The sequence below is a fragment of the Streptomyces racemochromogenes genome (assembly GCF_039535215.1).
In the GTDB taxonomy this organism is placed as follows: domain Bacteria; phylum Actinomycetota; class Actinomycetes; order Streptomycetales; family Streptomycetaceae; genus Streptomyces; species Streptomyces racemochromogenes.
Map to the genome: position 1 here is coordinate 5,787,759 of NZ_BAAAWT010000001.1, position 11,948 is coordinate 5,799,706.

Genomic DNA, 11,948 nt, shown 5'->3' on the forward strand with positions numbered 1-11,948 from the left:
GCAGGCTGCGTCGACCTGATAACGGAGGGCCGCACCCGGCGGGGCGGGTGCGGACGCCGTACGCCCGGAACGACGGACGGGCACCACCCGGCCGAAAACCGGTGGTGCCCGTCCGTCGGAAAGCCCAGGGAGCGGGAGCGCGCGGCGTCAGCCGCCGAACTCCTCCAGGCCCTTCAGCGCCTGGTCCAGCAGGGCCTGCCGGCCCTCCAGCTCCCGGGCCAGCTTGTCCGCCTTCGCGTTGTTGCCGGCCGCGCGCGCCGCGTCGATCTGTTCACGCAGCTTGTCGACGGCCGCCTGCAGCTGACCCGTCAGACCGGCCGCACGGGCCCGCGCCTCCGGGTTCGTACGCCGCCACTCGCCCTCCTCGGCCTCCTGGATGGCCCGCTCCACGGCGTGCATCCGGCCCTCTACCTTCGGACGGGCGTCGCGCGGCACGTGGCCGATGCCCTCCCAGCGCTCGTTGATGGAGCGGAACGCGGCCCGCGCCGCCTTCAGGTCCGTCACCGGCAGGAGCTTCTCCGCCTCGACGGCCAGCTCCTCCTTCAGCTTCAGGTTCTCGACCTGCTCGGCGTCGCGCTCCGCGAAGACCTCGCCGCGCGCCGCGAAGAACACGTCCTGGGCTCCGCGGAAGCGGTTCCACAGGTCGTCCTCGGCCTCGCGCTGCGCCCGGCCGGCCGCCTTCCAGCTGTCCATCAGCTCGCGGTAGCGGGCGGCCGTCGGACCCCAGTCCGTCGACCCCGACAGCGACTCGGCCTCGGCGACCAGCTTCTCCTTGGCCTTGCGGGCGTCCTCGCGCTGCGCGTCCAGCGCCGCGAAGTGCGCCTTGCGGCGCTTGGAGAAGGCCGAGCGGGCGTGCGAGAAGCGGTGCCACAGCTCGTCGTCCGACTTGCGGTCGAGCCTGGGCAGACCCTTCCAGATGTCCACCAGCGCGCGCAGCCGCTCACCGGCGCTGCGCCACTGGTCGCTCTGCGCCAGCTGCTCCGCCTCGGTGACCAGGGCCTCCTTGGCCGTACGGGCCTCGTCGGCCTGCTTGGCCTTCTGGACCTTGCGCTCCTCGCGCCGCGAGTCCACCGTCGCCACCAGCTTGTCGAGCCGGACGCGGAGCGCCTCCAGGTCGCCGACGGCGTGGTGCTCGTCGACCTGGGTACGCAGGTGCTCGATCGCCGTCTGGGCGTCCTTGGCGGACAGATCGGTGGTCCGAACCCGCCGTTCGAGGAGGCCGATCTCGACCACCAGGCCCTCGTACTTGCGCTCGAAGTAGGCCAGGGCCTCCTCAGGGGTGCCCGCCTGCCACGAGCCGACGACCTGCTCGCCCTCGGAAGTACGCACGTACACGGTGCCGGTCTCGTCGACTCGGCCCCACGGGTCGCTGCTCACAGCGCCTCCTCCACCTGATGCCCGCCGGGGGTGGACCCCCGGGCATCGTCCACAGTTTCCTGGGGCGGGCAGCGCCCGCCCTGCACAACGCCAACATAGGCGACCGCCGGGCCGGCTGTCCGCATCCCGCACGACGGAATATCGACGTACGGGCGGCGGGCCGGCCGGGCCCGGGGCCGCGCGGCCCGGTCAGTTCTTGGTGACGGTGCCCTTCTCGATGGTCACGGGGGTCTTGGGGGCCCCGTCCTGGGCGCCGTCCGCGGTCCCGGCCTTGGCCACCTCCTCCAGCACCTTCAGACCGGCCGCGTCGATCTTCCCGAAGGGGGTGTACGACGGGGCGAGCGGGCTGTCCTTGTAGACGAGGAAGAACTGGCTGCCGCCGGTGCCGGGACGGCCGGTGTTGGCCATCGCGACCGTGCCGGCCGGGTAGACCACCTGCCCCTGCTCGTTGGGCTTGCCCAGGGAGTCCAGGTTCTCGTCCGGGACGTTGTAGCCGGGACCGCCCATGCCGGTGCCCTCCGGGTCGCCGCACTGGAGGACGAAGATCCCGCCGGTGACCAGGCGGTGGCACTTGGTCTTGTCGAAGAAGCCCTTGTCGGCGAGCGACTTGAACGAGTTGACCGTCTGCGGGGTCTTCGCCGCGTCCATCTCGAACTTCACGTCGCCCGCGCTGGTCTTCAGGTCGAAGGTGTACTTCGCCTTGTCGTCGATCGCCATGGCGGGCGAGGGCGACTTCTTCGGCGTCGGCGCCGACGGGGACGACGAGGGGTCGGCCGCCGAGTCCTTCGTGTCCCCGCTGTCGAACACACCGCCCACGACGAGGCCGACCAGCGTGGCGATCACCACGGCCGAGGCCGCGCCGATGACCGCCAGGCGCTGCCGCGACCTGCGCCGGGCCTCCGCGCGTCGCTTCTGCTGGCGCTCGTACTTCTCCCTGGCGAGCTGTCGCCGACGCTGATCGCTCGTGACCACCGGGTCGTCTCCTTGTGCGTCTCTGGTACCGCTGTCCGGGCTGGGTTAGGCCGTACCGTATATGGGTTCGCTGTGTGATGAGGGGCGCCGGTACGCTCTGAGCAGCAGATTCCGATCCGGTGCCGCCCACCGGACGACGATTGAGGACGAACGTGCTGATTGCCGGATTCCCCGCCGGGGCCTGGGGCACCAACTGCTACCTGGTCGCCCCCGCCGCCGGTGAGGAGTGCGTGATCATCGACCCGGGCCACCAGGCCGCCCAGGGCGTCGAGGAGACGTTGAAGAAGCACCGCCTCAAGCCCGTCGCCGTCGTCCTCACCCACGGCCACATCGACCATGTGGCCTCAGTGGTCCCGGTGTGCGGAGCACACGACGTACCGGCCTGGATCCACCCCCAGGACCGCTACATGATGAGCGACCCGGAGAAGGCGCTCGGCCGCTCCATCGGCATGCCGCTCATGGGGGAGCTGACCGTGGGCGAGCCGGACGACGTCCGCGAGCTCACCGACGGCGCCGCCCTGAAGCTGGCCGGGATGGAGTTCTCCGTGGCGCACGCGCCCGGGCATACCAAGGGGTCGGTGACCTTCCGGATGCCCGAGCAGGCGGACGTCCCGCCCGTCTTCTTCTCGGGCGACCTGCTGTTCGCCGGCTCCATCGGACGCACCGACCTGCCCGGCGGCTCCCACGCCGAGATGCTCCAGTCGCTGGCCCGCGTGTGCCTGCCGCTGGACGACTCGACCGTGGTGCTGTCCGGCCACGGTCCCCAGACCACCATCGGCCGCGAGCGCGCGACCAACCCGTACCTGCGGGAAGTCGCCGCCGGCCTGGGGGACGGCACCGCCGCCCCACGACGAGGAATGTGACGAGAGTTTCGTGGCTACTTTTCAGGCCCCCAAGGGCACGTACGACCTGATCCCGCCGGTCTCCGTGACGTACCTGGCGGTGCGCGAGGCCATCTCCGCGCCCCTGCGGAACTCCGGCTACGGCTACATCGAGACCCCGGGCTTCGAGGACGTCGGCCTCTTCGCCCGCGGCGTCGGCGAGTCCACCGACATCGTCTCCAAGGAGATGTACGCCTTCACCACCAAGGGCGGCGACCAGCTCGCCCTGCGCCCCGAGGGCACGGCCTCCGTGCTGCGCGCGGCCCTGGAGTCGAGCCTGCACAAGAAGGGCAACCTGCCGGTCAAGCTCTGGTACTCGGGCTCGTACTACCGCTACGAGAAGCCGCAGAAGGGCCGCTACCGCCACTTCTCGCAGGTCGGCGCCGAGGCCATCGGCGCCGAGGACCCGGCCCTGGACGCCGAGCTGATCATCCTCGCCGACCAGGCGTACCGCTCGCTCGGCCTGCGCAACTTCCGCATCCTGCTGAACTCGCTCGGCGACAAGGAGTGCCGCCCGGTCTACCGGGAGGCCCTCCAGACCTTCCTGGGCGGTCTCGACCTCGACGAGGAGACCGTCCGCCGGGCCGAGATCAACCCGCTGCGCGTCCTCGACGACAAGCGGCCCGAGGTGCAGAAGCAGCTGGCCGGCGCGCCCGTGCTGCGCGACTACCTGTGCGACGCGTGCAAGGCGTACCACGAGGAGGTCCGGGCCCTGGTCACGGCCGCCGGCGTCGCCTTCGAGGACGACGAGAAGCTCGTGCGCGGCCTCGACTACTACACCCGCACCACCTTCGAGTTCGTCCACGACGGCCTGGGCTCGCAGTCCGCCGTCGGCGGCGGCGGCCGCTACGACGGCCTGTCCGAGATGATCGGCGGGCCGGCGCTGCCGTCCGTCGGCTGGGCGCTCGGCGTGGACCGCACCGTCCTCGCCCTGGAGGCGGAAGGCGTGCAGCTCGACATCCCGGCGTCGACGGCGGTGTTCGCGGTCGCGCTGGGCGAGGCCAAGCCGGCCGTCTTCGCACTGGTGACCGAGCTGCGCCGGGCCGGGGTCGCGGCCGACATGTCCTACGGTGGAAAGGGCCTCAAGGGCGCCATGAAGGACGCCAACCGCAGCGGCGCGCGCCTCGCGATCGTCGCGGGTGACCGCGACCTCGCCGAGGGCGTCGTCCAGCTCAAGGACATGGAGTCCGGCGAGCAGGCCGCCGTGGCCGTCTCCGACCTGGTCGCCGAGGTGCGGGCCCGTCTGGCCTGACGTCCGGACCGCCCGCCGGGGGCGGGGCGGGGGAGTCCTCCCCGCTCCGCCCCCGGCGCTTTTCCGGGCCGGGAACCGGGGTGTTTCCCGGCCGTCCTTATCCTCCGCGAACGGATGGCGCCCGCCGCCGTACGGCACAATGGCCCCTGCTTGATGACCTTGCGGAAGCGGAGCGGGCGGGATCGGGATGACGACAACAGGCGCAGGCGCGGACACCGCTCCGCGGACCTTCGGCGGGAGCCGGGCGCTCGCCCTGCTGCTGGTCATCACCGGAGCGGCGGGCCTGCTGGCCGCGTGGGTGATCACCATCGACAAGTTCAAGCTGCTCGAGGACCCGAACTTCGTCCCGGGCTGCTCCCTGAACCCGGTCGTCTCCTGCGGCAACATCATGAAGAGCGAGCAGGCGGCCGTCTTCGGCTTCCCCAACCCGATGCTCGGCCTGGTCGCCTACGGGATCGTGATCTGCGTCGGCATGAGCCTGCTGGCCGGGGCCCGGTTCGCCCGCTGGTACTGGCTGACGCTGAACGCGGGCACCCTCTTCGGCGTCGGGTTCTGCGCCTGGCTGACGTACCAGTCCCTGTACAACATCAACTCGCTCTGCCTGTGGTGCTGCCTGGCCTGGGTCGCCACCATCCTGATGTTCTGGTACGTCACCTCGCACAACGTGCGCCAGGGCCTGCTGCCCGCCCCCGCGTGGCTTCGCGGCTTCCTGGACGAGTTCACCTGGGTGCTGCCGGTCCTGCACATCGGGATCATCGGCATGCTGATCCTGACGCGCTGGTGGGACTTCTGGACCTCCTGAGCCGGACCTGAGCGCCGTCGCGCTGTCAGTGGCCTCGCATAGGCTTCCTGTGTGGAACCAGATCTCTTCACCGCCGCAGCCGAGGACCGCCGGGAAAAGGACCCCGCGAGCTCCCCGCTCGCCGTCCGCATGCGCCCGCGCAACCTGGACGAGGTCGTCGGCCAGCAGCACCTGCTGAAGCCGGGCTCGCCGCTGCGACGGCTGGTGGGGGAGGGCGCCGGCGGACCGGCCGGAGCCTCCTCGGTGATCCTCTGGGGACCGCCCGGCATCGGCAAGACCACCCTCGCGTACGTCGTCAGCCAGGCCACCCGGAAGCGGTTCGTCGAGCTCTCCGCGATCACCGCGGGCGTCAAGGAGGTCCGGGCCGTCATCGAGGGCGCCAAGCGCGCCGCCGGCGGCTACGGCAAGGAGACCGTCCTCTTCCTCGACGAGATCCACCGCTTCAGCAAGGCGCAGCAGGACTCGCTGCTGCCCGCCGTGGAGAACCGCTGGGTCACCCTGATCGCGGCGACCACCGAGAACCCGTACTTCTCGATCATCTCCCCGCTGCTGTCGCGCTCGCTGCTCCTCACCCTGGAGCCGCTGACCGACGAGGACCTGCGCGCCCTGCTGCGGCGCGCCCTCACGGAGGAACGGGGCCTGGGCGGGGCGGTGACCCTGCCCGCCGACGCCGAGGCGCACCTGCTGCGCATCGCCGGCGGTGACGCCCGGCGCGCGCTGACCGCGCTGGAGGCGGGGGCCGGCTCGGCCATCGCCAAGGGCGAGGAGGAGATCACCCTCCAGACGCTGGAGGAGGCCGTCGACCGGGCGGCGGTCCGCTACGACAAGGACGGCGACCAGCACTACGACGTGGCCAGCGCCCTGATCAAGTCGATCCGGGGCTCGGACGTGGACGCCGCGCTGCACTACCTGGCCCGGATGATCGACGCGGGCGAGGACCCCCGGTTCATCGCGCGGCGCCTGATGATCTCCGCGAGCGAGGACATCGGCCTGGCGGACCCGACGGCCCTGCCGCTGGCCGTGGCGGCCGCCCAGGCGGTGGCGATGATCGGCTTCCCGGAGGCCGCGCTGACCCTGTCGCACGCGACCATCGCACTGGCGCTGGCCCCGAAGTCGAACACCGCCACGACCGCGATCGGCGCGGCGCTGGCCGACGTCCGCGCGGGGCTCGCGGGCGCGGTGCCGGCGCACCTGAGGGACGGGCACTACAAGGGGGCGGCGAAGCTGGGGCACGCGGTGGGGTACGTCTACCCGCACGACGTGCCGGGCGCGATCGCCGCGCAGCAGTACGCGCCGGACGAGATCCACGGCAAGCGGTACTACGAGCCGACGCGGTACGGGGCGGAGGCGCGGTACGCGGACGTGGTGGACAAGGTCCGCGAGAGGCTGCGCGGCGGCGCCTGACCCTGCCCTCAGTGAGCGGCGGCGGCGAACAGGGCACGCATGGCACGGCGCAGCCCGCAGACGTCCGCCACCGGCTCCGGGAAGTCGAAGCGTGCGTCGAAGGAGGGGGCGGGGGAGGGCCGGCCCGGGCCCGCGGTGAAGCGCACGCGCAGTCCCAGGCGGTCCAGGGCCAGCGGGACGGCGGTCAGGCCGGCCGCCTCCCGGGAGCCGAGCAGCCCGCACAGGTCGGCGACGCGGTCGGCGTGGGCGGAGGCGAGGTGCTGGAGCAGCTCCGTCTCGTGGGCGGCGAGCGGGTCGGGCTCGGCCCCCGCCAGCTCGTCGGGGTCGACCTGCTCGGCGCCCCAGAGGTCGTCCAGCGCGACCTCGCCGACCTCCAGGCGCAGCATCATCCAGGCGGGGCGCCCGGTGTACGGCGGGTCCTGCGACTCGGTCAGGGCCAGCAGCTCGCCGACCGGCTGCCGCTCCGCGAGCAGCGCCGCGCACCCCGCGCGGTCGTCGCCGCGGACCGGGGTCAGCCACCCGGTGAGGCGGGCGCGGCCTCGGATACGATGGGGCACGGACACCGGCGCCACATCCGTGATCTCGATCACGGCGGTGAGGTCGTCGTCCTGGGCGTGAGCGGCTGCCCTGGCAGTCGCGGATTCCCCTGATACCAGGAGGATCACGTCCCCGTCCGGGGTGACGGTCCGCGCGGCCGGCACCCCTGTCCACCACTCGGCCTGGTCATGAGCACCCGGCAGCGTGAGGGATACTGAGGCGTTGGACTCTACGAGGGTTCGTACGCGTTCGGCTCCGGTGAGCTGCCGAACGCCTTCCCTGGGACGCGGCTGACCTTGCTTATCGTCGGCGCAAGCGGATTCTGTTACGTCTGAATCCGAACTGCGCTGCGCACTGGGCAGGGGGATCCCATGTGGTCGAGACATTACGTCCTCCTCGATAAGGTAAGCCTCACCTAACTTACATGGAGGTAGGTTCCCCGTGAACCAGAAGCGACCCAAGGTCAAGAAGTCTCGCGCTCTCGGCATCGCCCTGACGCCGAAGGCCGTCAAGTACTTCGAGGCCCGCCCCTACCCGCCGGGCGAGCACGGCCGTGGCCGCAAGCAGAACTCGGACTACAAGGTCCGTCTGCTCGAGAAGCAGCGTCTGCGCGCCCAGTACGACATCTCCGAGCGCCAGATGGCCCGCGCGTACGACCGCGCGAAGAAGGCCGAGGGCAAGACGGGCGAGGCGCTGGTCGTCGAGCTCGAGCGTCGTCTGGACGCCCTGGTCCTGCGTGCCGGCATCGCCCGCACCATCTACCAGGCCCGCCAGATGGTCGTCCACGGCCACATCGAGGTCAACGGTGGCAAGGTCGACAAGCCGTCGTTCCGCGTGCGTCCCGACGACGTCATCACGGTCCGCGAGCGCAGCCGCGAGAAGCACCCCTTCCAGGTCGCCCGCGAGGGTGGCTACGCCGGTGAGGGTGAGACCCCGCGTTACCTGCAGGTCAACCTGAAGGCCCTGGCCTTCCGCCTCGACCGCGACCCGAACCGCAAGGAGATCCCGGTCATCTGCGACGAGCAGCTCGTCGTCGAGTACTACGCCCGCTGATCCAGCGGCCGTAGCCCTCACAGGCTGGCATCGGCCCGCCGTCCCCTCCGGGGGCGGCGGGCCTTCGCGTTGCCGGGCGCGGACCGGGCACCCACCGCACCGGACCCGGAATTCCGGTACTGCGGCGGATCTCCGGCGCGATAGGGTCGGGGGGAGACTTTTCTCCGCAGTAGATCCGTAGAGAAACCGTAGGCAAGCAGATCAGGGAGCGGTGCAACGTGTCCGGTGGAGAGGTGGCCGGCATCCTCGTGGCCGTTTTCTGGGCCATCCTGGTGTCCTTCCTCGCCGTGGTGCTGGTACGGCTCGCGCAGGTGCTCCGCGCGACCACCAAGCTCGTGGCCGACGTCACCGAGCAGGCCGTCCCGCTGCTGGCGGACGCCTCCACGACCGTCCGCTCCGCGCGCACCCAGCTCGACCGGGTCGACGCCATCGCGAGCGACGTCCAGGAGGTCACCTCCAACGCCTCCGCGCTGTCCTCCACCGTGGCCTCCACCTTCGGCGGACCCCTGGTCAAGGTCGCGGCCTTCGGCTACGGCGTGCGCAAGGCGCTGGGCCGCACCGAGGACGCCCCGCAGAAGACCACCCGGCGAACCGTGATCGTCGGCCGTACGGTGCCGCCGGCCCGGCGCCGGAAGCAGAAGGGCTGAGACCGCCGATGTTCCGCCGAGCCTTCTGGTTCACCGCAGGCGCCGCCGCCGGCGTGTGGGCCACCACCAAGGTCAACCGCCAGCTGAAGAAGCTGACCCCGGAGAGCCTCGCCGCCCAGGCCGCCGACAAGGCCGTGGAAGCGGGGCACCGCCTCAAGGATTTCGCCCTCGACGTCAAGGCGGGAATGACGCAGCGCGAGGACGAGCTGAACGACGCACTGGGGTTGCACCAGGACCCCGACCGGCCCGACAACGTCACCGCCCTCCCCGGGCCGCGGCGGCTGCGGGCCATCGAGCACCACCAGAACACCCACCGTTCGAACCTTTCGTACAACCGGAATGAGGACCACTGATGGAGTCGGCTGAAATCCGCCGCCGCTGGCTGAGCTTCTTCGAGGAGCGCGGTCACACCGTTGTCCCTTCGGCGTCGCTCATCGCGGACGACCCGACTCTGCTGCTGGTCAACGCGGGCATGGTCCCGTTCAAGCCGTACTTCCTCGGCGAGACCAAGCCGCCGGCCCCCCGGGCCACCAGCGTGCAGAAGTGCGTCCGTACGCCGGACATCGAAGAGGTCGGCAAGACCACCCGCCACGGCACGTTCTTCCAGATGTGCGGCAACTTCTCCTTCGGCGACTACTTCAAGGAAGGCGCCATCAAGTACGCCTGGGAGCTGCTCACCAGCTCCGTGGCGGACGGCGGCTACGGCCTGGAGCCGGAGAAGCTCTGGATCACCGTCTACCTCGACGACGACGAGGCCGAGACGATCTGGCGTGACGTCATCGGCGTCCCCGCCGAGCGCATCCAGCGCCTGGGCAAGAAGGACAACTTCTGGTCCATGGGCGTCCCGGGCCCCTGCGGCCCGTGCTCGGAGATCAACTACGACCGCGGCCCCGAGTTCGGCGTCGAGGGCGGCCCCGCCGTCAACGACGAGCGCTACGTGGAGATCTGGAACCTGGTCTTCATGCAGTACGAGCGCGGCGCCGGCGACGGGAAGGAAGACTTCCCGATCCTCGGCGACCTGCCGTCGAAGAACATCGACACCGGTCTCGGCCTCGAACGCCTCGCGATGATCCTGCAGGGCGTGCAGAACATGTACGAGACCGACACCCTGCGCGTGGTCATGGACAAGGCCACCGAGCTGACCGGCGTGCGGTACGGCGCCGCCCAGAACACCGACGTCTCGATGCGCGTGGTCGCCGACCACATCCGCACCTCGGTCATGCTCATCGGTGACGGCGTCACCCCCGGCAACGAGGGCCGCGGCTACGTGCTGCGCCGCATCATGCGCCGCGCCATCCGCAACATGCGCCTCATGGGCGCCACCGGCCCGGTCGTCCAGGACCTGGTGGACGTCGTGATCAACACGATGGGGCAGCAGTACCCGGAGCTGGTCACCGACCGCAAGCGCATCGAGACCGTCGCCCTCGCCGAAGAGGCCGCCTTCCTGAAGGCCATCAAGGGCGGCACCAACATCCTCGACACCGCCGTGACCGAGACCAAGGCCACCGGCGGCACGGTCCTCTCCGGCGACAAGGCGTTCCTGCTCCACGACACCTGGGGCTTCCCGATCGACCTCACCCTGGAGATGGCCGCCGAGCAGGGCCTGACCGTGGACGAGCCCGGCTTCCGCCGCCTGATGCAGGAGCAGCGCGACCGCGCCAAGGCCGACGCCAAGGCCAAGAAGACCGGCCACGCCGACATGTCGGCCTACCGGGAGATCGCCGACGGCTCCGGCGCCACCGAGTTCACCGGCTACGCGACCACCCAGGGCGAGTCCACCATCGTCGGCCTCCTGGTCAACGGCGTCTCCGCGCCCGCCGCCTCCGAGGGCGACGACGTCGAGGTCGTCCTCGACCGCACCCCCTTCTACGCCGAGGGCGGCGGCCAGCTCGCCGACCAGGGCCGGATCAAGCTCGACTCGGGCGCCGTCATCGTCGTCCGCGACGTGCAGCAGCCCGTCCCGGGCGTCTCCGTGCACAAGGGTTCCGTGCAGGTCGGCGAGGTGACGGTGGGCGCCTCCGCGTACGCCGCCATCGACGTCAACCGCCGCCGGGCCATCGCCCGCGCCCACTCGGCCACGCACCTGACCCACCAGGCGCTGCGCGACGCCCTCGGCCCGACGGCCGCCCAGGCCGGTTCCGAGAACAGCCCCGGCCGCTTCCGCTTCGACTTCGGCTCGCCGAACGCCGTCCCCGGCTCGGTCCTCACCGACGTCGAGCAGAAGATCAACGACGTGCTCTCCCGCGAGCTCGACGTCACCGCCGAGATCATGAGCATCGACGAGGCGAAGAAGCAGGGCGCCATCGCCGAGTTCGGCGAGAAGTACGGCGAGCGGGTCCGCGTCGTCACCATCGGCGACTTCTCCAAGGAGCTGTGCGGCGGCACGCACGTCGGCAACACCGCCCAGCTGGGTCTGGTGAAGCTGCTCGGCGAGTCCTCCATCGGCTCCGGCGTGCGCCGCGTCGAGGCCCTGGTGGGCGTCGACGCGTACAACTTCCTCGCCAAGGAGCACACGGTCGTCGCCCAGCTCCAGGAGCTGGTCAAGGGCCGTCCGGAGGAGCTGCCGGAGAAGATCTCCACCATGCTCGGCAAGCTGAAGGACGCCGAGAAGGAGATCGAGAAGTTCCGCGCGGAGAAGGTCCTCCAGGCCGCCGCCGGTCTCGCCTCGAACGCCCAGGACATCCGCGGCGTCGCCCTCGTCGTCGGCCAGGTGCCGGACGGCACGGGCGCCGACGACCTGCGCAAGCTGGTCCTCGACGTCCGCGGCCGCATCCAGGGCGACCGCCCGGCCGTCGTCGCGCTGTTCACCGTGGCGAACGACCGCCCGCTGACCGTCATCGCCACCAACGAGGCGGCCCGCGAGCGCGGCCTCAAGGCCGGTGACCTGGTCCGCACCGCCGCCAAGACCCTCGGCGGCGGCGGTGGCGGCAAGCCGGACGTGGCCCAGGGCGGCGGCCAGAACCCGGGCGCCGTGCCCGAGGCCATCGCCGCCGTCGAGCGCCTCGTGGCAGAGACGGCCTGAC

11 protein-coding genes are annotated in these 11,948 nt (G+C 71.2%); 8 read left to right on the top strand and 3 right to left on the bottom strand.

Annotation, left to right across the window (positions count from 1 at the left end):
* Positions 1 to 147: 147 nt before the first annotated feature.
* Together ABD973_RS26655 and ABD973_RS26660 are read right to left on the bottom strand one after the other, a co-directional pair.
* Positions 148 to 1,377 carry a DUF349 domain-containing protein gene (locus tag ABD973_RS26655; protein ID WP_125820530.1) on the bottom strand — a complete coding sequence of 410 codons (1,230 nt, stop codon included), beginning with the start codon at positions 1,375 to 1,377 and terminating at the stop codon, positions 148 to 150.
* Between the two features lie 189 nt (positions 1,378 to 1,566).
* Positions 1,567 to 2,349, bottom strand: coding sequence for a peptidylprolyl isomerase (locus ABD973_RS26660; protein ID WP_125820529.1), 783 nt, complete (start codon positions 2,347 to 2,349; stop codon positions 1,567 to 1,569).
* Between the two features lie 152 nt (positions 2,350 to 2,501).
* Between ABD973_RS26660 and ABD973_RS26665 the strand changes: the two genes are divergently transcribed.
* The 4 genes from ABD973_RS26665 to ABD973_RS26680 all read left to right on the top strand — a co-directional run bounded on the left by ABD973_RS26665 (position 2,502) and on the right by ABD973_RS26680 (position 6,688).
* Positions 2,502 to 3,212 (top strand): MBL fold metallo-hydrolase, encoded by a 711-nt coding sequence (locus tag ABD973_RS26665; protein WP_125594190.1) that lies wholly within the window; start codon positions 2,502 to 2,504, stop codon positions 3,210 to 3,212.
* Positions 3,213 to 3,222: 10 nt separating this feature from the next.
* Entirely contained in the window at positions 3,223 to 4,482 is a 1,260-nt protein-coding gene (gene hisS / locus ABD973_RS26670) for a histidine--tRNA ligase (RefSeq protein ID WP_125820527.1), read from the top strand.
* 187 nt (positions 4,483 to 4,669) lie between these two features.
* The gene (locus ABD973_RS26675; RefSeq protein ID WP_125820526.1) at positions 4,670 to 5,284 is read left to right on the top strand and encodes a vitamin K epoxide reductase family protein; all 615 of its coding nucleotides are present in this window, start codon (positions 4,670 to 4,672) and stop codon (positions 5,282 to 5,284) included.
* 51 nt (positions 5,285 to 5,335) lie between these two features.
* Positions 5,336 to 6,688: a replication-associated recombination protein A gene (locus tag ABD973_RS26680; RefSeq protein ID WP_125594193.1), complete on the top strand. Its 1,353-nt coding sequence runs from the start codon at positions 5,336 to 5,338 to the stop codon at positions 6,686 to 6,688.
* 8 nt (positions 6,689 to 6,696) lie between these two features.
* Here the strand turns inward: ABD973_RS26680 and ABD973_RS26685 are convergent, their stop codons facing one another.
* Positions 6,697 to 7,611 (bottom strand): DUF2470 domain-containing protein, encoded by a 915-nt coding sequence (locus tag ABD973_RS26685; RefSeq protein WP_345502504.1) that lies wholly within the window; start codon positions 7,609 to 7,611, stop codon positions 6,697 to 6,699.
* Positions 7,612 to 7,666: 55 nt separating this feature from the next.
* On the opposite strand from ABD973_RS26685, the gene rpsD reads away from it, so the two are divergent.
* The 4 genes from rpsD (at position 7,667) to alaS (ending at position 11,947) form a co-directional block, all read left to right on the top strand.
* A complete protein-coding gene (gene rpsD, locus ABD973_RS26690) occupies positions 7,667 to 8,278 on the top strand; it encodes a 30S ribosomal protein S4 (RefSeq protein WP_007263048.1) in 612 nt (203 codons plus the stop codon).
* Positions 8,279 to 8,496: 218 nt separating this feature from the next.
* Positions 8,497 to 8,925: a DUF948 domain-containing protein gene (locus tag ABD973_RS26695; protein ID WP_007263046.1), complete on the top strand. Its 429-nt coding sequence runs from the start codon at positions 8,497 to 8,499 to the stop codon at positions 8,923 to 8,925.
* Positions 8,926 to 8,933: 8 nt separating this feature from the next.
* Positions 8,934 to 9,278: a DUF6167 family protein gene (locus tag ABD973_RS26700; RefSeq protein ID WP_125594195.1), complete on the top strand. Its 345-nt coding sequence runs from the start codon at positions 8,934 to 8,936 to the stop codon at positions 9,276 to 9,278.
* A complete protein-coding gene (gene alaS / locus ABD973_RS26705) occupies positions 9,278 to 11,947 on the top strand; it encodes an alanine--tRNA ligase (RefSeq protein WP_125820524.1) in 2,670 nt (889 codons plus the stop codon). Before ABD973_RS26700 ends, alaS begins: the two co-directional genes overlap by 1 nt.
* Position 11,948: the final 1 nt, after the last annotated feature.